We start from the raw sequence: 22,796 nt of genomic DNA on the forward strand, positions 1-22,796 counted from the left end.
CAATGACGACAGAACCCCAGGACGGCATGGCCCAGGATGGCCTGCCCAGCCAGCGATCGACAGCCCGCACGCTGACCGTGCCCGACGGCGCCACCGCCAGCCTGCTGCACACGGTAGAGCGCTGGACCGCCCATGGCTGGCTGCGCAGCCTGGACCAGGCGCTGGTGCTGTTTCTGCATGAGCTCGATCCCGCCGCATCGCCGCTGGTGCTGCTGGCCGCTGCGCTGGCCAGCCACCAACTGGGCCGGGGCCATGTCTGCCTGGATCTGCAGGCCACCTTGGACAACAGTCGTTTTGCGCTGTCGCTGCCGCCCGATACCGTTGCGCAGGGCAGCGGTGCCACCGAGCCCACGCCCCTGCCGCTGCCCAGCGAGCTGCTGGCGCAGGTCAACCTGCTGCAGTGGCAATCGGCCCTGCAGGCCAGTGCGCTGGTAGCGGCGCCCGGCAAGCCCAGCCAAGGCGGCACACCGCTGGTGCTGCAGGGCGATCGCCTCTATCTGCGCCGCTACTGGCAGTACGAGCAGGATGTGGCGCAGGCCATTGGCCAGCGCATCACTGCCAGCCAGCATTTGCGCCAGGGCCGCAGCGCCGCGCAGGATGCGATGCTGCGCCAGGCGCTGGACCAGCTGTTTGCACCGGCGCCGCACCAGGTTCCCGATTCGCCCGACTGGCAAAAAATGGCCTGCGCCTTGGCAGCATCGAGCGCGTTTTCGATCATCACCGGCGGCCCAGGCACCGGCAAGACCACCACCGTCGTCAAATTGCTGGCGCTGCTGCAAAGCATGGCCTTGCAGCAGGACGGCCGGCCATTGCGCATCTGCCTGGCTGCGCCCACCGGCAAGGCGGCAGCGCGTTTGTCTGAATCCATCGTGCAGGCATTGCAACGCCTGGATGATGCGCAGATGCCGGCAGTGCCGCCAGCGCCTGGCAGTAACGAAGCGCGCAGCCTGAAACCGCTGATCCCGTCCGACGCCCAAACCCTGCACCGCCTGCTGGGCAGCCGGCCCGACAGCCGGCACTTCCGCCATGATGCCCAGCACCCGCTGGCGCTGGATGTGCTGGTCGTCGATGAGGCCTCGATGGTCGATCTGGAGATGATGGCCGCCTTGCTGTCGGCCCTGCCGCCACAGGCCAGGCTGGTGCTGCTGGGCGACAAGGACCAGCTCGCATCGGTGGAGGCCGGCGCCGTGCTGGGAGAGCTGTGCGCACAGTCCGAGCGCGGACTGTACTGGCATGAAACGGCGCAGTGGCTGCAGCAGGTGACGGGCCAGCAGGTGCCTGCCGAGCTGCAAGATATCGCAGGCAAGCCGCTGGACCAGGCGGTGGTGATGCTGCGGGTCAGCCACCGCTTCCATGCCGCCAGCGGCATTGGCCAGCTGGCCGGGGTCGTCAATGCTGGCCGGCGCAAGGCGATCAAGCCGCTGCTGAAGGCGGGCTACCCCGATCTGGCCGCCTATGCGGTGCCGGATCTGACGCATTCGTCGCTGGCCCAGCTGGTGCTGGATGGCGGCGGCAAGCGCTTTGTGGACAGCGCGGCCAAGCGTGAAGCGGGACCGGTGGGCTATGGCCATTACCTGCAGGTGTTGCGCGAGATGCCGGCCAACCCCAGCCCCGAGGCCTTGAACCAATGGGCGCTAGGTTTGCTGAAGGCGCATGGCGAGTTCCAGGTGCTCTGCGCGCTGCGCAGCGGCCCCTGGGGTGTGGAAGGGCTCAACGAGCGCATCGCCCAGCTGCTGGCCCACCGCGAGCTGATTGCACAAAGCAGCGGCTGGTATGCCGGCCGCCCGGTGCTGGTAACCCGCAATGACTACAGCCTCAAGCTGATGAATGGCGATATCGGCATCACCGTGCAGATGCCAGCGAGCCAGGTGCCCGAGGCTGGTGGGGCCGGCATGGCCCAGGGCGCCCTGCGCGTGGTGTTTGCGACCAGCGAAGGCCTGCGCTGGGTGCTGCCCAGCCGCTTGCAGGCGGTGGAGACCGTTTATGCGATGACCATCCACAAATCGCAGGGCTCGGAGTTCAGCCATGCGGCTGTTGTGTTGCCGCCCAGCCTGTCGCCCATCATGACCCGCGAGCTGGTCTACACCGGCATGACCCGGGCCAAGCGCTGGCTGACCGTCGTGGCGGGCGGCAGCAGCAATTTCTCGGTGTTGGAAGAGGCGACGGAGCGCCAGGTGAGGCGGTCGAGCGGCTTGCGACAAGGCGAGCTGTAGCCGCAGTTGGCAGAGATGGCGGAGTTGTAGACGAAGCGGGCCCGTGCAGCAGGGCAGGGCTGTCGTTCAGCAAAGACCATCGCAGCGGTAGCGCAAGTGCGCATCGGCTGCGTGGGGGTTTCATCGAAAAAATGCGTGGCTGTGCGAAAAGATCGTTGGCTGGCCAAAACGACCCTGGGGCAGAACGGGCCCCAAGAGTCGCCCCACGATGAAACAATCACAGTTGCGAAGGGCAGGAGGGCATGTTTGCATGCACCAAACCCCTGACAGCGGCGATGGGCGAATCTTAGCATTGAATGAGAATAATTATCAATATCAAATTTAAATAAAACAGGGTCGAGCACTCGTTTTGTGTAAGTTTTTGTTTTTGGTTGATTTTTCTTGACCTTTCCCCTGGAAATGGGGATGCGCCGGTTGGAGAAATTTGGTAACTTCGCAAGATCGATAAAAAATATTGCGGGAGCACCACCATGCCTGGTTCCACTTACAGTTTCAAATCCACTACGCTTGCCATGATGGCGCTCACGGCCTCTGCCTGGGCGCAGGCCGCCTGCTACACAGTCTATGACGGCAAGAACGAGGTGATTTACCGCAGTGCGGAGCCACCGGTCGATATGTCCAAGCCATTGCACCAGACTGCTGGCGAGCTGCCTAACGGCAGCCGCGTCGTGTTTACGCCCGATAGCGCTGTCTGCGTGACCGAGGTGCATGCATTGCCCGGCGCCAAGAAGCTGACGTCCAGCAGCGCCAACATGGTGACCGACCAGCTGAGCCTGGGCAGTCTGATCACGGCACGGTGAAAATGCTTTAGACGCGGAAAAGGGCAGCCATTGCGCTGCCCTTTGGTTTTTACGATCTCAAAGATATTGCAGGAGAGCTGCCCGATAGTGGCATACAGGAGTAGCGAAAAGGGCAAGATAGCGTATTCCCCCTGCGGCCTGGCTCAACTCGCATTAGCTCCAGAAGGCATCCTCGGCATCCTGGTCCTCAGAGAATAGCCATACTTCCCGGATCAGTTCGTTCTCGATGCGCAGCACATCGATGCCCGACATGGCGATGGCTGCACCTGGCTTTTCAGCGCAGAAGTGCAAGGAGGCGCTGACCAGATCGCCCTGGGCCATCAGCGGGCCGACCTTGTCGATGCGAAAGCTCCCTTGGCTGCGCTGCATGAATTGGCCCAGCAGCGCGAAGACGGCAGCCTTGCCACGGTGCAATCCAGATAGCGCGCCCTTGCCGGGCTGGTGCCATTCAATGTCGTTACTGAAAGCGGCGCCAACGCCCTCGAGATCGCCTTTTGCGACTGCCTCAAAGTAGCGGCGTACGACATCCATGTTCTGTGCTGTGTTCATCTTCTCTCCTTGTTGAATAAGACAAGCTGCCGTGGGCAGATGCATGAAAAACGATGAGATTAAAGGTAGCGATCAATAGTTGCAATAAGACACTGAAAAGTGACATAGGAACCAAAAAGTGACCATCGACCCCGGCCGCCCTGCGTGGAACCCTTATCTCGCCACCTGCCCGACCAGGCAGGTGCTCGATTGCGTAGCCGACAAATGGACCGTGCTGGTGCTGGGCCTGCTGCGCGCAGGGCCGTGGCGGTTTGGGCAGTTGCGCAAGGGCATTGAGGGCCTGTCTCAAAAGATGCTGACGCAAACGCTGCGGGCGTTGGAGCGCGATGGCATCGTGCGGCGCGAAGTCTTTGCCTGTTCGCCGCCCAAAGTGGAATACAGCCTGACTCCGCTGGGCCAGTCGCTGGCTGCAACGCTGGATGCGCTGCGCCTGTGGGCCGAGCGGCACATGGATGAGGTGATGCGCCATCGGGACAGCTACGACGAGGCGGCAGCACAGCAAGACCCGGCATTGGCAAAGCTGACCTGGGCGCCGCCGTGATTTTTTGCGCTCCCGCACGCCAAATTGCCAGAGGTTGGCCGCAGGCCATTGCCCAGCCTGCGAAAATACCGGGATGAGCGAAGCGCAGACCCCACAGAATATCCCCGAATCCCCCGACGCCGCCGAAGCGGCCCAGTTCCCCGCAGATGCCCTGAAGATCGTGTCCATGGACATGGACGCCCAGGGCGTGGCGCGCCGTGCCGATGGCAAGGTCGTCTTTGTCGATGGTGCGCTGCCTACTGAATGGGTGAGCGCCAAGACCCGGCGCAAGAAGAACAACTGGGAGCAGGCTGACCTGCTGCAGATCCACCGCGAGTCCTCGCAGCGTGTGCGGCCCGGTTGCCCCAACTTTGGTTTGCATGCCGGTGCTTGCGGCGGCTGCAAGATGCAGCATCTGCATGTGGGCGCCCAGATTGCGACCAAGCAGCGCGTGCTGGAGGACAACCTCTGGCACCTGGGCAAGGTGGTGGCCGAGACGGTGATGCGCCCCATCGAAGGCCCCAGCTGGGGTTACCGCTTCCGCTCGCGCCTGTCGGTGCGCTATGTGGCCAAGAAGGGCAAGGTGCTGGTGGGCTTCCATGAGCGCAAGAGCCGCTACATCGCCGACATGGAAACCTGCAAGATCCTGCCGCCCCATGTCGATGCCTTGCTGATGCCGATGCGTGCGCTGATCGGCAGCCTCGATGCCCGCGAAACCTGCCCGCAGATCGAAGTGGCCTGCGGCGACCATGTCACCGCCTTGGTGCTGCGCCATCTAGAGCCGCTGAGCGACGCCGATATGCAGCGCCTGCGCGATTTCGCCGCAGCCCATAACGTGCAATGGTGGCTGCAGCCCAAGGGGCCGGACACCGTGCACCTGATGGACGGCATCGGTGAGCAGCTGTCCTATGCGCTGCCCGATTTCGGCATCACGATGCCGTTCAAGCCCACCGACTTCACCCAGGTCAACCCGCACATCAACCAGGTGCTGGTGACGCGCTCGCTGCGCTTGCTGGATGCGAAGAAGACCGAGCGCGTGATCGACTGGTTCTGCGGCCTGGGCAACTTCACGCTGCCCATCGGCACGATGGCCGGTGAGGTGCTGGGCATCGAGGGTTCGGAGACCCTGGTGCAGCGCTCGCACGAGAACTATGCCGCCAACAATGCCACGCGCCCCGAAGGTAATGCATTGGCGCCTACGCGCTTTGTGGCGCGCAACCTGTTCGAGATGACGCCCGAGATGCTGATCGCCGATGGCCAGGCCGACAAGTGGCTGGTCGATCCACCACGGGAAGGCGCTTTTGCGCTGTCCAAGGCGCTGGCCGACATCCACAAGGCCCGCCACCAGGTGCCCGATACCGCGCCGCTGCCTGACAGCGCCAAGGACTGGACACCGCCCAAGCGCATCGTCTATGTCAGCTGCAACCCCGCGACCTTGGCACGCGATGCCGGCCTGCTGGTGCACCAGGCCGGCTACCGCTGTGTGGCCGCTGGCGTGGTCAACATGTTCCCGCACACCGCCCACGTCGAGAGCATGGCCGTGTTCGAATGGGATGGCCATGCACCTTCGGTGAAGACTGAGGTAGATGCGACCGAAGCCGAAGCAGAGGCTGCGGCAGAAGGCGCAGCAGCAGTCTGAGACTGACGGAGGATTACCCCCGTTTTAGGCACAAATGCTGTGATGCATGTGATTGATTAGCGTGCTGGAATGCCGTTAAGCTGGCAGGCTGAACAACCGGGTATCCCGAATCTTTCCAAGGAGTCACCATGAAAACCAAAGCAGTGCTGGAGTTGGCCGACGTCAAGGCGGTGTTGAATGCGGCCGAGGCCGAAGCGGTCAAGAATCAATGGATCGTGAGCATTGCAGTGGTGGATGATGGCGGCAACCTGCTGGGCATGATCCGCCGCGATGGTGCAGCCCCCGTGTCGGCCCACATCTGCGTGGCCAAGGCCCGCACCTCGGCGCTGGGTCGCCGCGAGAGCAAAGGCTTCGAAGACATGATCAATGGTGGACGCACCGCTTTCCTGAGCGCCCCGCTGATCGATGGCATGCTCGAAGGCGGCGTGCCTATCATGAAGGATGGCGAATGCCTGGGCGCCGTGGGCGTCAGCGGTGTCAAGGCACCGGAAGATGCACAGATCGCCAAGGCGGGCATTGCAGCCCTGAGCCTGTAAGGCACAAATATCCTGCGTGGGCGTCAAGCCCATCAACGACGAAGCGGCCACTGGCCGCTTTTTTTCATGTCTAAAGGCTGATCCGGGCGTCAAACCAGTGCCGGTGTGGCCGCCTGCATAAAGTGGGTGGTCGGCTCCGCACTGCCATCGTCGAGCACCAGCACCCGCTCGGGCCAGCGCAGCGCTGCAAGCTTGAAGTCTTTCTCGGGCGGCTGGCCAGCGAGCCGGGCGGTCCAGCGGGCGCCCACGGAAAAGTCCACGCAAAATACATTGCCGCGCAGGCCGTGCCAGGCATGCGGGTTGATGTCGGCGAACAAATCCTGATCGCCCTTGCCCAGCACCGAGCGGTCGAGTTCATGGATGCGGCGCCAGTAGTGGCCCACGATGACGGGCGTGCTGTCCGCATAGGCTTCCCACCAGGCCACACGCTCGACAAAGCGCCATTTGCCGCCGGCATAGAAAGGCTCGGTGCCGCGGCGCTCCACACCGCAGCTCAGCACCTTCAGCGGGTTGTACTGGGATTTGTTCAGCTCGCTGTCGGCATGCGCGGGCATGAAGGGCGGGCAATGGGCGCCGTCTTCCAAGTGGTAGGGCCAGGCCTGGTTTTCGGCCTTCAGGCGGGCGGGAATGCCCAGGGTCTTGGCATGCAGATAGGCTTCCTGCTCCAGGCGGTCATAGTCCTGGGCGACATGGCCGGGCCGCAGCGCGCGGGCCTGGTTGACCTTGTCGTCGATCCAGGCCGCATGGACGATGCGCAGGTCGGCGCGCTCCAGTGCCAGAGGGAGCTGTCGCAGAAACGGCAGCATTTCCTCGTCAAACGCCTGGTCGGCGCGCGCATAGGGCGCATATTTGGGGTTGTCGGCCTCGATGCGCTCGTCAAAGTACCAGCCCGATCCGTCCTTGGCATCTTCGCGCATCAGGTTGATCTCGTGGTTGCCAAGCACTGCATAGGCGTTGCCGGCTTCTACCCAGCGGCGCACCAGGGCCAGCACGCCGGGGCTGTCGGGGCCCCGGTCACAGAAATCGCCGACAAAGACCAGCTTGCGGCCTGCGGGGTGGCCGCCATCGTCGTCATAGCCCAGATGCCGAACCAGCGCCTCCAGTGCCTGGCGCTCGCCGTGCACATCGCCGATGACATCCAACGGGCCGGCGGGCAAAGCTTGTACCAGGCTCATCGTCACAGTATTCCGTCTTGTTGCGGCTCCAGGCGCTTGGTCCGGCGAGCCGCAGATTGCTATGGATTAAAAATCCATTTTGCATCAGTTTGCTGCGCTGTACCAGCATGGTGCCATCGGATACGCTGGCTGTCCTACCCGGGACGTTCAGGCTTTCCGACGCTGGTAGCAGACACAGGCAAAGGGCAGGCCGTTGCTGCTGGTCTGGGCGTCGCGCGAGACCTCCTGCCACTGCGCATCCAGCACCGGCGCATGGGCGTCGCCGTCAAAATCCTGGTCGATTTCGGTGACCCAGACCTCGTCTGCCAGGGCCAGCGATTGGGCATAGATCTGCGCGCCGCCAATCACCCAGACCGGCTGGCCCAGTGCCTGGGCCGTCGCCAGCGCCTGTGGCAGGTCGGCCGCAACATGAACCTTTTCACTGGCGGGGCTTGGCTGCCAGCCGCTTTGGCGGGTAACGACCACATTGTCGCGGCCTGGCAGCGGGCGAAAGCGTGGCGGCAGCGAATCCCAGGTCTTGCGGCCCATGACGACGGTGCCTCCGGCCGTCTTTTGCTTGAAAAAGGCCATGTCCTCGGGCAGGTGCCAAGGCAGCTGGTTGTCGCGGCCGATCACGCCATTGCGGGCGCGGGCATAGATGAGGTGAATACGGGCTTGGGTCATGGCTTGGGAGCCCCCCAGCGCGCAATGGCGCGGCGGCAGGCTTGGTAGATGGGGTGTTCGATGGCGTGGTAGTACAGCGCCGACAGCGCGACGAGCGCCGCCAGCACCAGCAACAGGCTCAGGGAGCGGTGCGGTATTTCCAGCGCCATCGAGGTGGTGAAACGCTGCGCGAGCTGGAACACCAGCAGATGCAGCAAATAGATGGCGAAGGCGTAGTCGCCCAATTTAGCGACCAGGCGCCATGCCGCATGGCGGGGCGCTGGCAGCAGCAAGGCGGCCCCTACCAGTGCGGTGGCGGCAGCCCCCACCAGCAGGGCACGCTCTGGCCAGTGGAAAAAGCCGACGATGCCCGGCGCATACAAGGTGGCGGTGACGCTGTAGTACACGGCAGCCGCGCAGAGCAGGGCACTGGTCAGCAGCCAGGCCCACCAGCGCTGCTGCGGGTGGCGTTGCAGCCAGCGGTACACAAAGTAGCCGGCAAAGAACTCCAGCACCAGCGGCGCCGCATAGAACCAGACCAGCTGCGTCGCTTGCGAGAACATGTCCGGGCGGTAGCGGCCGCTAGCGGCGTAGTACAGCACCAGCGCGACGATCACCAGGCCCCAGGCCGCGAGTGTGCGGTCGCGCCAAGGCTTGGGCAGCAGCAGGCTGGCGCCGATGAGCAGGTAGAAATACAGCTCATACACCAGGGTCCAGATCACCGCATTGATGTGGAGGCTGAAATTGGCCGGGTAGAGCAGCGCGGACGAGAGCAGGTTCACATCCGGCGGCATGGCGCCCAGCGCCTGCAAGCCGAGGACGTACAGCAGCATAGCGGGCCACCAACCGGTGTAGATGCGGGAAAAGCGGGTGGCGACAAACTGGGCCGCGGGGCGCGGGCCGCTGGGGGTATTGGTGGTAGCGAGCGCCATGATGACGCCACTGATCACAAAGAAGATGTCGACACCGACAAAGCCGCCCTCGGCAATGGCGCGCAACCACTTGGGCAGATGCGGAAAAAAGCTGAACGACTGCGCATGGTAAAGCGCCACCCACAAGGCGGCAGCAAAACGCAGGATCTGGATGGACTGGATCATGGCACGGTAGTGGGCGCAAGCGGTCAATGCCGGGCAGGCGCTGCAGCGGGCGTAGCAATGCGCATCCGCTTGGCAGTGCCTGTCACTCGCGTGCCGGGAGCGTGCGGCGCCCGCTCAGCGGAACAGCACGCCCGCTTCGTCCGGGTGCCAGGCAGGGTATTTTTCCATCACCTGCTCAAACAGTGCCGAGTCGGTCAGACGCAGCAACCAGGCTTGCAGGTGGGGCCAGGCGTGATTCTGCCATGCGGCTTCGTCAATGCCGGCAAACTGGCGTACAAAGGGGCGGATGGCCATGTCGGCCAGGCTCGGGTCACGGCCAAATAGGTAGCCGGTGGCAGCCAGCTGCTGGTTCAATGCGCCCAAGAACTCGTTGGCCGTGGCCGCTGCGGCAGCCGCATCTGCTTGCGGATAGCGGCTGGGGTATTTGCAGCGGTCCAGTGCAGGTTTGAATTCGCTGTCATGGCGGGCGATCAGCGCCTGCATCTCGTCGAGGCTGCCGGCTGTGGGGCTCAGCCACTGGTCGGGGTCATTCTGGCGCAGCGCCCAGAGCATGATCTCCAGGCTCTCTTCCAGCACGGTGCCATCGGCCAGCACCAGGACAGGCACAGTGCCCTTGGGCGATGCATCCAGCAGCGCCTGGGGCTTGTCCTTGAGGACGACCTCGCGCAGCTGGCAGGCGATGCGGGCATAGGCCAGCGCCAGACGCGCCCGCATTGCATAGGGGCAGCGGCGGAAGGAGTACAGCACTGGCAGGCCTTGCAAGGCCTCTTGCTGCGCGGCCACTTTTTGCCGGCGCGATTGCTGCGAGCTGGCCTGGGTGTGGCCCAGGTGGGTGTCCCCACGCTCTTGCGCCAGGTCCATTTGGCGCTGGCGCTCGGCCAGCGAAGCGAGTTGCTCAGGCGTGCGGCTGCCATGGCAGTAGGGGCAGCTGACGCCGCGCACATAGTGGGCATGGGCCAGCTCGTCCGCGCCCAGTGGCATGCGGCAGCTGCGGCAAAGCTGGTGCGGGCCGCGCACCAGGCCATGGCCGACCGAGACGCGCTCGTCAAACACAAAGCAGTCGCCCCACCACATCGATTCGTCTTCAGCCACCGTCTCCAGGTATTTGAGAATGCCGCCTTCAAGGTGGTAGACGTCCTCGAAGCCCTGGGTCTTCATGTAGGCGGTGGATTTTTCGCAGCGGATGCCACCGGTGCAGAACATCGCCACCTTTTGCTTGCCATGCAGCGCGCCGCCGGGCTGCGACTGCTCGGCCACCCATTGCGGAAACTCGGTAAAGCTCTTGGTGTGCGGGTTGATCGCGCCTTCAAAGCTGCCAATGCCCACCTCGTAGTCATTGCGGGTGTCCACCAACACCACATCGGGCTGGCTGATCAGCGCATTCCAGTCTTCGGGCTTTACATACTGGCCGGCATTGAGGGCCGGGTTCAGCTCGGGCACGCCCAGCGTGACGATCTCCTGCTTGAGCCGCACACGCATGCGGTAGAAGGGGTTGCTGTCGGCATGGGCCTCCTTGTGCACCAGGTTGGCCAGGCGCGGGTCGCGCTTGAGCCAGTCCAGCACCGCCTGCACATCGTCGGGCAGGCCGGCGATCGTGCCGTTGATACCTTCGTGGGCAAGCAGCAGCAGGCCCTTGACCTGGTGCTGGTCACAGAGCGCCTGCAAAGGCTGCTGCCATTGGGCAAACTCCGGCAGGTCGATGAACTGGTAAAGCGCGGCGGTAAGGTATTGCTGGGACATGGAGAAAATCTACGAAAGATGCCTGCTGGTGGGCAGCATCTGTCGGGTATGGCATGGGAAAAGCCGGGTGGACGGGAGGAGGGCCCTGGCATCCCTGGCTTGGGATGGCTGCATGGGGCTGGCGGGCAGCGCCAGCGCAGGCAGCACAGGGCCGGCCGCAGTCCAACGGCTGAACATCGTACTGTATCTGAATCGCCCATTGCTAGATCTGGATCAGCAAAATGGCCCGGCGCGCAGACGTAAAAAAGCCCGGCGGGGCCGGGCTGCGCAACGGGTGCCAAGCCTTACTTGGGGCTCAGACCGGTGATGTCGTAGAAGTTGATCTTGCCACCACCGTCGAACACACGGTCGCCGGGGTTGATGCCGGCAGGGCAGGCACCCAGGTACTCGCCCTTGATATTGCGGGTGGTCTCCACGGTGCTGCCATCGGGCATTTGCTGCTTGGTGACAGACAGCACATGGAAGTTGTGCTGGAAGTCGCCGGTGATCTTGCGGCTGCTTTCGATGCGCTGCTCCGTCTGGCCCACCTTGCAGTTGGAGGTGAACTGCCAGCCGTTGCTGTCTTTCATGCTCGCTGTCTTGCACTGCTGCACATCGTACTTGGCCTTTTGCAGTTCGCGGGTCTTGTAGAAAGTGTCCTTGTCCATGCAGTCCTGGAACTGGACCGTCTGGCCATCCTGGTCGGTGGAGCTGATTTGCCAGTGGCCCGACTTGGGGCGCGGCAGGTCTTCGATATCGCCGGTGGAGGCGCAGCCTGCTGCCAGCAAGGCGGCAGCAACGGCGGACAGGGAAGCGAGGTAGCGGGTGGAAAGCATGGATGTCCTCTCGGTGGTTGTCATTCTGCGTAGCTGCAGAGTGTTTTTTTACAAGAACGCGTTGTTACTTTATATCCTAGGCGGGAGGCTGCTGACACATTGTCTGACAAGGGCCGGGCCGCGTGTAGGAGAGCATCCGGCAGCTGCTTGGGGCAGCCCTGGGGGGCGCTATGCGCTGTGCTGCTCCTGTCCGCATTGCTCCAGCAGCCAGTGCTCAAAGGTCTGCATCGCCACGCTGGGGCTGCGCGATTTGAGCTGCGTCAGCCAGTAGCTGCCGGTGTCCAGGGTTTGCGCCAAGGGGGCGACCAGGCGGCCCGCTTGCAGATCGCGGGAGAACAGGCGCAAGGGCAGCAGCGCCACGCCCAGGCCCTGGGCCGCTGCCTCGGCCAAGGTCAGCGATGAATCAAAGACCGTGCCGCGCAGGCTGGGGCAGGCCTGCTTGGTGTGGGCAAACCACTGCTCCCATTCCCCAGCGCGGTAGGAGCGCAGCAAGGTCTCATGGGCCAGGTCGGCTGGTTGCTGCAGGCGGGCGGCGATGGCCGGGGCGCACATGGGGGTCAGCGGCGCCTGCAGCAGCTGCCTGGCCGCCGTGCCATGCCAGGCGCCATCGCCAAAGCGGATTGCGCAATCCCAGCCTTCGCCCGCCAGATCCACGCGGTTGTTGTGGGTGAACAGGCGCAGATCGACAAAGGCATGGGCCTCCTGAAAGGCGCGCAGCCGGGGCAGCAGCCAGCCCACGGCAAAGGTGCCCACCACACCGACGGACAGCACCTCGTGCGGTCGCCGGTCCTGCACCTGGGCGAGCGCACGCGACAGGTTGCCAAAGGCCTGAGCCACCACCGGCACTAGAGCCATGCCCTCGTCGGTCAGTGCCAGGCCGCGCGGCAGGCGGCGAAACAGCGGCTTGCCCAGCAGGTCTTCCAGCTGGCGTATGTGCTGGCTGATCGCGGCCTGGGTCACATGCAGCTCCAGCGCGGCCCGCGTCAGGTTGAGGTGGCGTGCAGCGGCATCGAAAGCGCGCAGGGCATTCAAAGGCAGGTGCATAAGCTATAAGTTTTTCTTTTGGGTTTTCTTGGTTTTCATCGTTGGTAAGAACGTCGCCAACCCGGTAAATTCAGTGTCATCTATCAATGACCCTAAATTTTAAGGAGTGAATCAGTGCTTAGAAGAAAGTTTTTCTTGACTATGGGTGCGGCAAGCATGATAGCGACGTCGTCGCGTGCCTGGGCCACCACACCTCCGCATCGTTCGCCGGCCGAGCTAGAGTTTCTCCGCGCCATAGAGGCGCTGGAGCGCTCGGTGGGCGGGCGGCTGGGGGTATCGGTGCTGAACACCGGCACGGGCGTGGCACTGGGCTGGCGCCAGAATGAGCGTTTCCCCATGTGCAGCACCTTCAAGATGCTGCTGGCGGGCCAGGTGCTGTCCCGCGTGGATGCCGGGCAGGAAAAGCTGGATGCACAGGTCACCTTTGACCGGTCGGCGCTGGTGAGCTATTCGCCGGTCATCGAGAAGTTTGCTGGCAAGGCGCCTATGACGGTCGATGCGCTTTGCGATGCCATCGTCACGGTCAGCGACAACGGTGCCACCAATCTGCTGCTGGAGCGTGTCGGCGGGCCCGCAGGCTTTACCGCCTACATGCGCAGCTTGAAAGACCAAGTCACGCGGCTGGATCGCATCGAGCCTGCCATGAGCGAGTCCAAGCCGGGCGATGTGCGTGATACGACCAGCCCGCTGGCCATGCTGACCAGCATGCAGACCTTGACCCTGGGTAACGCGCTGAGCCCGGCAAGCCGCGACAAGCTCGTAGCTTGGCTGGTGGCGAACACCACCGGTGACAACTGCCTGCGCGCGGGCGCCAAGGGTTGGAAAGTGGGCGACAAGACGGGCGCCGGTCCAGACACGCGCAATGATGTGGGTTTGCTCTGGCCGCCGGGCGGCGGCGCCCCCATCCTGGTGACCAGCTATCTGACCGAATGCAAGGCAGAGCCCAAGGCCCGCGATGCAGCACTGGCCACGGTGGCCGCCGAGGTGGTCAAGCTCTGGGGCTAAGTCGGCAGCCATAGCGCCGGCCCCGAAAAAACTGCCCCTGGTCAGGGGCAGTTTTGCTGTGCGCGCTTCAAGCCGGCGTGATCACAGGTACTTGACCAGCACCTGGCTCTTGCGGCTCCAGTTGTACTTGGCCTTGCGTTGCTCGGGCAGCCAGTCGGGGTCCACCGGCTGGAAGCCGCGCTTGAGGAACCAGTGCATCGTGCGGGTGGTAAGCACAAAAATGCTCTTCAAGCCCGTGGCACGGGCGCGTTGCTCGATGCGCTTGAGCAATTTTTCGCCATCGCCGGTGCCCTGGCTTTGCGGCGATACGGTGACGGCGGCCATCTCGGCGGTGCCCGCTTCCGGGTAAGGGTATAGGGCGGCGCAGCCAAAGATCACGCCATCGTGCTCAATGATCGTGTAGGCAGAGATGTCGCGCTCGATCTCGGTACGGCTGCGCTTGACCAGCGTGCCGTCCTTCTCGAAGGGCTCGATCAGCTGCAGAATGCCGCCGACATCATCGGGCTTGGCTTCGCGCAGCTCTTCCAGGCGCTCATCGATCACCATCGTGCCGATGCCATCGTGCACATAGATTTCCAGCAGCAGCGCGCCGTCGGTGGCAAACGGCAGAATGTGGCTGCGCTCCACGCCTTCCTTGCAGGCCTTGACGCAATGCTGCAGGTAAAAGCCCACATCGGTGGGCACGGTAGCAGGGGGCAGCTCGGCCAGCAGCTTTTGCGCCACATCCAGCGGCAGCTCGGTGTCCACCGGGTTTTCTTCGCTCTCTGCCTCCAGCGGGCTTTGGCGGATGCCGGCCACCTCGGTCAGGAACATCAGCTTGTCGGCCTTGAGCTCGATCGCCACGCGCGTGGCCACTTCTTCCATGCTGAGGTTGAAAGCCTCGCCGGTGGGCGAGAAGCCAAAGGGCGACACCAGCACCATCGCGCCCATGTCCAGGGTGCGGTGGATGCCGCCAACATCGACCTTGCGCACCAGGCCCGAGTGCATGAAATCCACGCCGTCGACAATGCCGACCGGGCGCGCGGTGACAAAGTTGCCGGAGATCACCCGCACGGTGGCGCCCGCCATCGGCGTATTGGGCAGACCCTGGCTGAAGGCCGCTTCAATCTCGAAGCGCAACTGGCCAGCGGCCTCCTGGGCGCAATCGAGCGCGACCGAATCGGTCACGCGGATGCCATGCGAATAGCGCGGCGCATGCCCTTTGGCTGCGAGCTGCTCATTCACCTGGGGCCGGAAACCATGCACCAGCACGATCTTGACACCCAGCGCCTGGATCAAGGCCAGATCCTGGGCAATGGATTGCAGCTTGCCCGCTGCAATCGCCTCACCTGTCACGCCCACTACAAAAGTCTGGTTGCGAAACTTATGGATATAAGGCGCCACCGAACGGAACCAGGGCACAAAGGTGAAATTGAATACAGCGGACATGGGGGGTGGGGGTGGGGTATTTCCTAGAAGCACGCCAGATCGGCGGTTTGCGGCTGCCGCTATTGTTATACAAACATGGCGCCCCTGCATGCAGTTCGCTCCGGAATCGGCCCTGTGGCCATGGGAAAAAACCATCAATGGCGCCTGTTTCATTTCTGCTGGCGCGAAGTGGAGGTTTCGCAATCACAAACGGCGCAGGTGTGGGCAAACCGGCGCGCCGGGCCGATGATGGCGGTTTTGCAAAAAATAGCCTGGAGACAAGCATGACCACCACCATCAACCGCCGCCAGATGCTGGCGCTGGGCGCAGCGCCCCTGGCCGCCGGCCTGCCTTTGCTGCATGCGGGGGCTGCGCATGCGGCCGACTACCCCAACAAGCAGGTCAAGTTCATCGTGCCCTTCCCACCCGGCGGCCCGGTCGATACGACGGCGCGCGCCTTTGTGCCGCCGCTGGGCCAGCTGTGGGGCCAGGGCACGTTTATTGACAACCGCGCCGGTGGCGGCGGCATCATCGGCGCGGAGACCGCAGCCCGCCAGCCTGCCGACGGCTACAGCCTGTTTGTTGGCGCGATCCACCATTCGGTCAACCCTTCGCTGCACCCCAAGCTGAGCTATGACATCCAGAAGGACTTTGTGCCGGTAAGCTTTGCGGCCATGTTCCCGGTGTTCCTGGTGGTCAACCCCAGCGTGCCGGCCAAGAATGTGCAGGAGCTGATTGCGCTGGCCAAGAAGCCGGGCAGCAACCTGGCCTTTGCTTCGTCGGGCAATGGCGGCGGCACCCACCTGGCAGGGGAGCTCTTCAATATGCATGCGGGCACCAAGCTGCTGCACATTCCCTATAAGGGCAGCGCTCCGGCGATGACCGATGTACTGGGCGGCCAGGTGGCGATGATGTTCAGCGATGCGCCCACCGCCATTGGCCATATCAAGAGCGGCAAGGTGCGGGTGCTCGGTGTTGCCAGCCCCAAGCGCTCGGCGCTGATGCCCGAGGTGCCGACCATTGCCGAGCAGGGCCTGGCCGGCTACGAGGCCTATTCCTGGGCAGCGCTGTTTGCGCCGGCCGGCACGCCCAAGGAGGTGGTTGCCAAGGTCAATGCCGATTTCAACCAGGTGATGCGGAACCAGGAGGTGCGCCAGCGCCTGTATGTCGCCGGTGCCGAGGCCGATCCCGGCACGCCCGACGAGATGGCGCAGCGCCTGCAGTCCGAGATCGACAAATGGGCACGGGTGGTCAAGACCGCGAAGATCCGCATCGATTGAGCCACAGCCTGCGCAGCGCGACGCAGACATGCACAATGGAGGGATCTTGTACTTGCAGACCCACCTATGGACCTGATCTCTGGCAGTGCCGACCCCCATTTTCAACCCGTCGCACTGGAGAAGGCCTACCGCCTGCTCAACCACGGGCCCACGGTGCTGGTGTCGGCCGCCGATGGCGCCGAGCGCAATGTGATGGCCGCTGCCTGGGCCTGCGCGCTTGATTTCTCACCGCCCAAGGTGACCGTGGTGCTGGACAAGGCCACCCGCACCCGCGCGCTGGTGGAGGCCAGCGGCCGCTTTGCGCTGCAGCTGCCCACAGTGCCCATCGCCGCCTTGGCGGTGGAGCTGGGCACCCTCAGCGCGCTGCAGCACCCGGACAAGCTAGCCCGGTTGGGTGTGCAGCTGTTCGATGCGCCAGGCCAGCAGACCCCGCTGGTGGCGGGATGCGCCGCCTGGCTGGAATGCCGGCTGGTGCCCGAGCCCCATAACCAGCAAAGCTATGACCTGTTCATTGGCGAGGTCACCGGCGCCTGGGCAGACGACCGGGTGTTCCGGGACGGCCACTGGCATTTCGAAACCGCGCCACAGGCGCTGCGCACGCTGCACTATGTCGCGGGCGGCCATTTCTATGCCATCGGGGAGGCCATCGATGTACCGGTGCCCAAGGTTTGATCGCGTCCCTGGCTGCTGCCGCGCCCAAGCCGGCGCTGGGCGGGTCTGATGTTTCTGATCTTTGCCGCCATCGTTGCGGCGCTGTTGGCCGTGTTGGGCTGGCGCATGCTGCGCAAACGCCGGCAATTGCGCTTTTTGCAGCAGTACCGGCTGGACGCCGCCTACCGCAAGGCGATCTGGCGTGACCACCCCTACCTGAACGATGCGAGCGTGGCGCAGGCCGAAGAGGCGCTGCGCCAGTTTTTCATCATGCACTGGCTGGCGCCGCGCGCGCAGCTGCAGATGCCCTCGCGCCTGGCCGATGCGCTGTGGCATGCGTTCATTCTGGATACGCGGCGCTACCAGCAGTTTTGCCAGCGTGCCTTCGGGCATATGTTCCACCACCTGCCCGCGCAGGCATCCAGCGCCGGAGTTTCGCAGAACCAGACAGCGCAGATGCAGTCGAGCTGGAATGCGGCCATGCACAGCCGGCGCTATATGGTGGGCGCGCTGCTGGGCGGCATCCCCTTGCTGTTTGCATTGGATGCCGCAGCCGCGTTGGAAGACGGCTGGCTTTACCCGCCGGAGCTGCTGGACCAGTGGGCGGCAGCATTTGCGCAGGCTGCAGCGGCGGCGAGCAGCAGCACGGACAGCACATCCAGCCCGGTATCGGGCAGCGACAGCAGCAGCTACCGCGACGACAGCAGCAGCAGCGCGGACAGCGATGGCGGCTCGTCCAGCTGCAGTGGCAGCAGTTGCGGCGGTAGCAGTTGCGGGGGCGGCAGCAGCGATTGAGCGGCAAAGCCTGCGTGGGCCCAAGGCGTTGTTGCGGCTTCGCAACCGGTGGGGCCCTGCTGCGGGGATAATGCTGCCCCTATGTCGCTCAAGATTACGTTTCCCGAATCCCTGCCAGTTTCCGCCCGCCGTGATGAAATCATGGAGGCCATGGACCGCCACCAGGTCATCATCGTCTGCGGCGAGACCGGATCGGGCAAAACCACCCAGCTGCCCAAGATTGCACTGGCCCTGGGCCGCGGCAAGATCAATGCCACCCCCAATGACAAGGGCGAGGTGCGCGGCCATTTGATCGGCCACACCCAGCCCCGCCGTATTGCGGCCAGCAGCGTGGCCAAGCGCATTGCCGAAGAGCTGCAGACCCCGCTGGGCGATGTGGTGGGCTACAAGGTGCGTTTCCAGGACCGTTTGTCCAAGGACGCCTCGGTCAAGCTGATGACCGACGGTATCTTGCTGGCCGAGACCCAGACCGACCCGCTGCTCAAGGCCTACGACACCTTGATCATTGACGAGGCCCATGAGCGCAGCCTCAATATCGACTTTCTGCTGGGCTATCTGCGCCAGATCCTGCCCAAGCGCCCTGATCTGAAAGTGGTGGTGACCTCGGCCACCATCGATGCCGACCGCTTTGCCAAGCACTTTGCCGGCCCGCAAGGCCCGGCGCCGGTGATCATGGTCTCGGGCCGCACCTTTCCGGTGGAGATGCGCTACCGGCCTTTTGAAGATGCCAAGGACTACGACCTCAACGATGCGATTGCCGATGGCGTCGACGAGCTGTGGACCGGCGGGGCCGGCGGCGACATTCTGATTTTTCTGCCGGGCGAGCGTGAGATCCGCGAGGCCGCCGACCATCTGCGCAAGCACCTGCAGCATTCGCCGGTGCTGCGCAATGCCGAGGTGCTGCCGCTGTTCTCGCGCCTGTCGCAGGCCGAGCAGGACCGCATCTTTGAAGGCCATACCGGCCGGCGCATTGTGCTGGCCACCAACGTGGCCGAAACCTCGCTCACGGTGCCCGGCATCCGCTATGTGATCGATGCCGGAACGGCCCGGGTCAAACGCTATTCCTTCCGCAGCAAGGTCGAGCAGTTGCTGGTCGAGCCGGTCAGCCAGGCGGCGGCCAACCAGCGCGCCGGCCGCTGCGGCCGCGTGGCCAACGGTATCTGCATCCGTCTCTATGACGAGGCCGATTTCCAGTCGCGCAGCCCCTTTACCGATCCGGAAATCCTGCGCTCGTCTTTGGCTGGCGTCATCCTGCGCATGAAGGCCTTGCGCCTGGGCGATGTGGTGAACTTTCCGTTTCTAGAAGCGCCGTCCGGCCGCGCGATTGCCGATGGCTACCAGCTGCTGGCCGAGCTCGGTGCCGTCGATGAGCAGGGCGAGCTGCTGCCGATGGGCCAGGCCTTGTCGCGCCTGCCGCTGGACCCGCGCGTGGCGCGCATGATTGTGGAGGCGCGCGAGCGCGGCGCGCTGGCCGAGGTGCTGGTGATTGCCTCGGCGCTGAGCGTGCAGGATGTGCGCGACCGCCCGCTGGAAGCCCAGCAGCAGGCCGACCAGCAGCATGCCAAGTTCGACGACGAGAAGAGCGAGTTCAGTGGCTACCTGCGGCTGTGGAAATGGCTGCAGGATGCGCGCGGCGGCAAGGTGGTGGCCAAGAGCCGCAAGGACATGGCCCAGCAATCCGCTCCGGCCAAGGGCCAGGCAATGGGGCGCAATGCCGCCTTTTTGCCGGTGGCCCAGCGCAGCACCGGTGCGACCGCAGCGGTGGACAGCGCCGCACCGCTGGCCGCTTTCACGCCGCAGGACAGCGTGGCCGACGAGGCCAGCCACAAGCTGAGCAACCGGCAGTGGGAGCAACTGTTGCGCCAGAACTTCATCAACATCCGCCGCGTGCGCGAGTGGCGCGACATCCATTCGCAGCTGCTGACGGTGGTCAAGGAGCAGCGCTGGCCGATGAACGAGGAGGCCGCCGGTTATGAGGCCGTGCACCTGTCCATGCTCTCGGGCCTGCTGGGCAATATCGGCTTCAAGACCGAGGAGGGCGATGGCTACCTGGGCGCGCGTGGCATTCGCTTCCATCCGCACCCCGGCGCCCACCTGTCCAAAAAACCCGGCCGCTGGATTGTGGCGGCCGAGCTGGTCGAGACCTCGCGCCTCTACGGGCGTGGCATTGCTGCCATCGAGCCCCAGTGGCTGGAGCAGGTAGGCGCGCACCTGCTGCGCAAGCAGTTGCTGGACCCGCATTGGGAGAAAAAGCAGGGCGAGGTGGCCGCCTATGAGCGCGCCACCTTGTATGGCCTGGTGGTCTACAGCCAGCGCCGCATCAGCTACGGCAAGATCGACCCGCAAGGCGCGCGCGACATCTTCATCCGCCAGGCGCTGGTGGAGGGCGACTGGGAGACACGCCTGCCATTTTTGCAGGCCAACCAGAAGCTGATCGCCAAGGTCGAGGAGCTGGAGCACAAGAGCCGCCGCCAGGACGTGCTGGTCGACGATGCGCTCATCTATGCGTTCTACGACCAGCAGATTCCGCAAGACATCTGCACCGGCCGGGCGCTGGAGCGCTGGGTCAAGGACGAGAGTGCGCGCAACCCCGATCTGCTGCGCCTGTCGCGCGACGAGCTCATGCGCCATGAGGCCGCCGGCATCACGACCGCCGCCTTCCCCAAGACCATCAAGATGGGTGGGGTCGATTGCACGGCCAGCTACCTGCACCAGCCCGGTGACCCGCGTGACGGCGTGACTGTCACGGTGCCGTTGTTCGTGCTCAACCAGGTCAGCGAGGAGCGTGCCGAATGGCTGGTGCCGGGCATGCTCAAGGACAAGATCCAGGCCCTGCTCAAAAGCCTGCCCCAGCGCCCGCGCAGCCGCTTTGTGCCGCTGGCCGAAAACGCCCAGCGCCTGGCCGAGCTGCTGGGCAGCGCCGAGCGCTTTGGTGCTGGCAGCCTGGTCGAGGTGCTGCTCAAGCAGGCACGCGACGAGACCTCGCTGGACATCAAGCGCGCCGATTTCAAGCTGGACATGCTCAGCCCCCATCTGTTCATGAACTTCCGCATCAGCGACGAGCATGGCCGCCAGCTGGGCCAGGGCCGCAACCTGGGTGCCTTGAAGGCCCAGTGGGGCGCCAAGGCGCGCGGCGCCTTCCAGGCGCTGGCCGAGCTCAAGATCGCGCCGCAGGCCGATGGCGTGGCCGCGCCGGCACCGGCGCAAGCCCCAGCCGCTGCTGCGAAGCAGGGTGGCAAGGCGGCCCCGGCGCCCAGCAGTGGTGCAGCCCAGGCCAAGCCGTCGGGGCCCGTACATGCGGCCGACAAGCTCTGGACCGATTGGAGCTTTGGCGCCTTGCCCGAGCTGATGGAGATCAAGAAGGGGAACCAGACGCTGATTGGCTTCCCTGCGTTGATCGACCACGGCACCGGTGTCGGCATCGAGGTGTTCGACGAGCCCGAGGTGGCAGCCAGCCGCCATGCGCTGGGCCTGCGCCGTTTGTTTGCGCTGCAGATCCGCGATGCGCTCAAGTACCTGGAGAAGAACATCCCCGATCTGCAGAAGATGGCGGTGGGCTATATGCCGCTGGGCACGCAGGAAGAGCTGCGCGAGCAGATCATCAATGTGGCGATTGACCGCGCTTTTCTGCAAGAGCCGCTGCCTGCCGATGCCGAGCAGTTCAAGCAGCGGGTGCAGGAGGGGCGCGCGCGCCTGACCCTGATCGCCAACGAGGTGGCGCGCATGGCCGCTGGCGTGCTGCAGGAATACATGGCTGCCGTGCGCAAGATCAAGGACACCAAGAACGCCCCCGAGGCCACGGCAGATGCCCAGCAGCAATTGCAAAAACTGGTGCCCAAGAACTTCATCGCCATCGCACCCTGGGCCCAGCTGGGCCACTATGCCCGCTACCTGAAGGCGATCACCGCGCGCCTGGACAAGTACCGGGCCGACCCGGCACGCGATGCCGCCAAGCTCAAGGAACTACAGCCGCTGGAGCAGCGCTACTGGCGCCTGGTAGCAGAGCGCAAGGGCCAGGTGGATGCGCGCATGCAGGAGTACCGCTGGATGCTGGAAGAGCTGCGGGTGAGCTTTTTTGCGCAGGAGCTGCGCACGCCGTACCCCGTCAGCAGCAAGCGGCTAGACAAGGTCTGGCAGCAGCTGCAGCAGTAAGGATGCAGCGACACCGGCCATGCTGCCTTGCGCAGCATGGCCGGATTTTTTGGGGTCAAACCAGGCGGGTGACCACCTCGTCCACCGTCAGCACATCGCCAAAGAACAGCATCCAGTTGTTCAAGCTGTTTATATGCTCATGGGGCGTAACGGCGGCCAGCGCGTCGTCGACCATGACGGTGGCGTAGTCCAGCATCATCGCGTCGCGCGCAGTCGATTCGCAGCAGACATTGGTGACGGTGCCGCCGATCAGCACCGTGCGCACGCCCCGTGCCTTGAGGACGGCGTCCAGGTCCGAGGCGCCGGGGGCGAGGGCGCTGTAGCAGCGCTTGACGACGGTGAGATCGCCCGGCAATACCTCCAGCGCTGGCGGCATCGCAAAGCCGGCGTGGCCACTGCCCAGCTCCAGCAGCCGGCGTGCGCTGCGCTCGGGCGTCAGCATATGGCGGTGGTGGTGGGACCAGAACTGGTCGGCGCCGTCGGCATTGGTCTTGATCCACACGACGGTGCCGCCCTTGGCGCGCAGCGCCGCAGCCAGCTGGTTGACCTGGCCAAAGATGGCGCGTGCCGGTGCGCATTCGCCCTGAAAACCGGGCTGGGTGTAGTAGTTCTGCAGATCCACGATGACAAAGGCCGTGGTCGCGGCATCGAACTGGTCATAGGGGTGGAGCACCCCCTGGCGGGCCAGCACGCGTTCTTCAATCCAGGGTTCAAACTGCATGGGGTTGTCGTTTCT

General features: G+C 64.4%; 19 protein-coding genes and 1 pseudogene. 10 read left to right on the forward strand and 10 right to left on the reverse strand.

The features are described 5' to 3' along the window. The first annotated feature begins 2 nt into the window (after positions 1–2). Positions 3–2,213, forward strand: coding sequence for an exodeoxyribonuclease V subunit alpha (gene recD, locus LPW39_RS17550; RefSeq protein ID WP_230778167.1), 2,211 nt, complete (start codon positions 3–5; stop codon positions 2,211–2,213). A 470-nt stretch (positions 2,214–2,683) separates the two neighbouring features. Then, positions 2,684–3,013 carry a hypothetical protein gene (locus LPW39_RS17555; protein WP_230778171.1) on the forward strand — a complete coding sequence of 110 codons (330 nt, stop codon included), beginning with the start codon at positions 2,684–2,686 and terminating at the stop codon, positions 3,011–3,013. Between the two features lie 153 nt (positions 3,014–3,166). Here LPW39_RS17555 and LPW39_RS17560 read toward each other — a convergent pair whose 3' ends face one another. Continuing rightward, positions 3,167–3,562, reverse strand: coding sequence for a nuclear transport factor 2 family protein (locus LPW39_RS17560; protein WP_230778174.1), 396 nt, complete (start codon positions 3,560–3,562; stop codon positions 3,167–3,169). A 118-nt stretch (positions 3,563–3,680) separates the two neighbouring features. Between LPW39_RS17560 and LPW39_RS17565 the strand changes: the two genes are divergently transcribed. The 3 genes from LPW39_RS17565 to LPW39_RS17575 all read left to right on the forward strand — a co-directional run bounded on the left by LPW39_RS17565 (position 3,681) and on the right by LPW39_RS17575 (position 6,257). Continuing rightward, a complete protein-coding gene (locus LPW39_RS17565) occupies positions 3,681–4,103 on the forward strand; it encodes a winged helix-turn-helix transcriptional regulator (protein WP_230778176.1) in 423 nt (140 codons plus the stop codon). Positions 4,104–4,176: 73 nt separating this feature from the next. Next, positions 4,177–5,721: a 23S rRNA (uracil(1939)-C(5))-methyltransferase RlmD gene (rlmD, locus tag LPW39_RS17570; RefSeq protein ID WP_230778179.1), complete on the forward strand. Its 1,545-nt coding sequence runs from the start codon at positions 4,177–4,179 to the stop codon at positions 5,719–5,721. A gap of 128 nt (positions 5,722–5,849) precedes the next feature. Further along, on the forward strand, positions 5,850–6,257 hold the full coding sequence (locus tag LPW39_RS17575; protein WP_230778182.1) for a GlcG/HbpS family heme-binding protein: 408 nt from the start codon (positions 5,850–5,852) through the stop codon (positions 6,255–6,257). 89 nt (positions 6,258–6,346) lie between these two features. Here LPW39_RS17575 and LPW39_RS17580 read toward each other — a convergent pair whose 3' ends face one another. The 7 genes and pseudogenes from LPW39_RS17580 to LPW39_RS17610 all read right to left on the reverse strand — a co-directional run bounded on the left by LPW39_RS17580 (position 6,347) and on the right by LPW39_RS17610 (position 12,770). Then, a complete protein-coding gene (locus LPW39_RS17580; protein WP_230778185.1) occupies positions 6,347–7,432 on the reverse strand; it encodes a metallophosphoesterase in 1,086 nt (361 codons plus the stop codon). A 147-nt stretch (positions 7,433–7,579) separates the two neighbouring features. Next, on the reverse strand, positions 7,580–8,095 hold the full coding sequence (locus LPW39_RS17585) for a dihydrofolate reductase (protein ID WP_230778189.1): 516 nt from the start codon (positions 8,093–8,095) through the stop codon (positions 7,580–7,582). Further along, positions 8,092–9,171: an acyltransferase family protein gene (locus LPW39_RS17590; RefSeq protein WP_230778192.1), complete on the reverse strand. Its 1,080-nt coding sequence runs from the start codon at positions 9,169–9,171 to the stop codon at positions 8,092–8,094. The genes LPW39_RS17585 and LPW39_RS17590 overlap by 4 nt, the downstream gene beginning before the upstream one ends. Positions 9,172–9,285: 114 nt before the next feature. Continuing rightward, positions 9,286–9,933: a glutathione S-transferase gene (locus LPW39_RS17595; RefSeq protein ID WP_269075876.1), complete on the reverse strand. Its 648-nt coding sequence runs from the start codon at positions 9,931–9,933 to the stop codon at positions 9,286–9,288. 321 nt (positions 9,934–10,254) lie between these two features. Next, positions 10,255–10,911 (reverse strand): annotated as a pseudogene (gene trhO, locus LPW39_RS17600) (oxygen-dependent tRNA uridine(34) hydroxylase TrhO); the annotation flags it as partial. Between the two features lie 284 nt (positions 10,912–11,195). Continuing rightward, entirely contained in the window at positions 11,196–11,726 is a 531-nt protein-coding gene (locus tag LPW39_RS17605) for a DUF3617 domain-containing protein (protein ID WP_230778194.1), read from the reverse strand. Positions 11,727–11,894: 168 nt separating this feature from the next. Further along, complete coding sequence (locus LPW39_RS17610) at positions 11,895–12,770, reverse strand: LysR substrate-binding domain-containing protein (protein ID WP_230778197.1); 876 nt, start codon at positions 12,768–12,770, stop codon at positions 11,895–11,897. Positions 12,771–12,926: 156 nt separating this feature from the next. Between LPW39_RS17610 and bla the strand changes: the two genes are divergently transcribed. Next, positions 12,927–13,775, forward strand: a complete 849-nt coding sequence (gene bla / locus LPW39_RS17615) for a class A beta-lactamase (protein WP_230778199.1) — start codon at positions 12,927–12,929, stop codon at positions 13,773–13,775. An 81-nt stretch (positions 13,776–13,856) separates the two neighbouring features. Here the strand turns inward: bla and argA are convergent, their stop codons facing one another. Next, positions 13,857–15,203 carry an amino-acid N-acetyltransferase gene (argA, locus tag LPW39_RS17620; RefSeq protein ID WP_230778202.1) on the reverse strand — a complete coding sequence of 449 codons (1,347 nt, stop codon included), beginning with the start codon at positions 15,201–15,203 and terminating at the stop codon, positions 13,857–13,859. A 263-nt stretch (positions 15,204–15,466) separates the two neighbouring features. On the opposite strand from argA, the gene LPW39_RS17625 reads away from it, so the two are divergent. The 4 genes from LPW39_RS17625 to hrpA all read left to right on the forward strand — a co-directional run bounded on the left by LPW39_RS17625 (position 15,467) and on the right by hrpA (position 22,060). Beyond that, complete coding sequence (locus LPW39_RS17625; protein ID WP_230778205.1) at positions 15,467–16,462, forward strand: tripartite tricarboxylate transporter substrate binding protein; 996 nt, start codon at positions 15,467–15,469, stop codon at positions 16,460–16,462. Positions 16,463–16,528: 66 nt separating this feature from the next. Further along, positions 16,529–17,134 (forward strand): flavin reductase family protein, encoded by a 606-nt coding sequence (locus tag LPW39_RS17630; RefSeq protein WP_230778208.1) that lies wholly within the window; start codon positions 16,529–16,531, stop codon positions 17,132–17,134. A 48-nt stretch (positions 17,135–17,182) separates the two neighbouring features. After that, a complete protein-coding gene (locus LPW39_RS17635; protein ID WP_230778211.1) occupies positions 17,183–17,908 on the forward strand; it encodes a glycine-rich domain-containing protein in 726 nt (241 codons plus the stop codon). 81 nt (positions 17,909–17,989) lie between these two features. Continuing rightward, positions 17,990–22,060 (forward strand): ATP-dependent RNA helicase HrpA, encoded by a 4,071-nt coding sequence (hrpA, locus tag LPW39_RS17640; RefSeq protein ID WP_230778214.1) that lies wholly within the window; start codon positions 17,990–17,992, stop codon positions 22,058–22,060. 55 nt (positions 22,061–22,115) lie between these two features. Here the strand turns inward: hrpA and LPW39_RS17645 are convergent, their stop codons facing one another. Next, the gene (locus LPW39_RS17645) at positions 22,116–22,781 is read right to left on the reverse strand and encodes an isochorismatase family cysteine hydrolase (protein WP_230778216.1); all 666 of its coding nucleotides are present in this window, start codon (positions 22,779–22,781) and stop codon (positions 22,116–22,118) included. Positions 22,782–22,796 lie beyond the last annotated feature (15 nt).

Source organism: Comamonas koreensis, from assembly GCF_021026195.1.
Lineage (GTDB): Bacteria > Pseudomonadota > Gammaproteobacteria > Burkholderiales > Burkholderiaceae_C > Comamonas > Comamonas koreensis.

Coding starts and splice junctions, on each gene's coding strand:
- LPW39_RS17555 (WP_230778171.1), top strand. CDS start 2,684: ATGCCTGGTTCCACTTACAGTTTCAAATCCACTACGCTTGCCATGATG.
- LPW39_RS17575 (WP_230778182.1), top strand. CDS start 5,850: ATGAAAACCAAAGCAGTGCTGGAGTTGGCCGACGTCAAGGCGGTGTTG.
- hrpA (WP_230778214.1), top strand. CDS start 17,990: ATGTCGCTCAAGATTACGTTTCCCGAATCCCTGCCAGTTTCCGCCCGC.
- LPW39_RS17585 (WP_230778189.1), bottom strand. CDS start 8,095: ATGACCCAAGCCCGTATTCACCTCATCTATGCCCGCGCCCGCAATGGC.
- LPW39_RS17645 (WP_230778216.1), bottom strand. CDS start 22,781: ATGCAGTTTGAACCCTGGATTGAAGAACGCGTGCTGGCCCGCCAGGGG.
- LPW39_RS17590 (WP_230778192.1), bottom strand. CDS start 9,171: ATGATCCAGTCCATCCAGATCCTGCGTTTTGCTGCCGCCTTGTGGGTG.
- LPW39_RS17630 (WP_230778208.1), top strand. CDS start 16,529: ATGGACCTGATCTCTGGCAGTGCCGACCCCCATTTTCAACCCGTCGCA.
- LPW39_RS17605 (WP_230778194.1), bottom strand. CDS start 11,726: ATGCTTTCCACCCGCTACCTCGCTTCCCTGTCCGCCGTTGCTGCCGCC.
- bla (WP_230778199.1), top strand. CDS start 12,927: ATGATAGCGACGTCGTCGCGTGCCTGGGCCACCACACCTCCGCATCGT.
- LPW39_RS17580 (WP_230778185.1), bottom strand. CDS start 7,432: ATGAGCCTGGTACAAGCTTTGCCCGCCGGCCCGTTGGATGTCATCGGC.
- LPW39_RS17635 (WP_230778211.1), top strand. CDS start 17,183: ATGTTTCTGATCTTTGCCGCCATCGTTGCGGCGCTGTTGGCCGTGTTG.
- LPW39_RS17560 (WP_230778174.1), bottom strand. CDS start 3,562: ATGAACACAGCACAGAACATGGATGTCGTACGCCGCTACTTTGAGGCA.
- recD (WP_230778167.1), top strand. CDS start 3: ATGACGACAGAACCCCAGGACGGCATGGCCCAGGATGGCCTGCCCAGC.
- LPW39_RS17625 (WP_230778205.1), top strand. CDS start 15,467: ATGACCACCACCATCAACCGCCGCCAGATGCTGGCGCTGGGCGCAGCG.
- LPW39_RS17610 (WP_230778197.1), bottom strand. CDS start 12,770: ATGCACCTGCCTTTGAATGCCCTGCGCGCTTTCGATGCCGCTGCACGC.
- argA (WP_230778202.1), bottom strand. CDS start 15,203: ATGTCCGCTGTATTCAATTTCACCTTTGTGCCCTGGTTCCGTTCGGTG.
- rlmD (WP_230778179.1), top strand. CDS start 4,177: ATGAGCGAAGCGCAGACCCCACAGAATATCCCCGAATCCCCCGACGCC.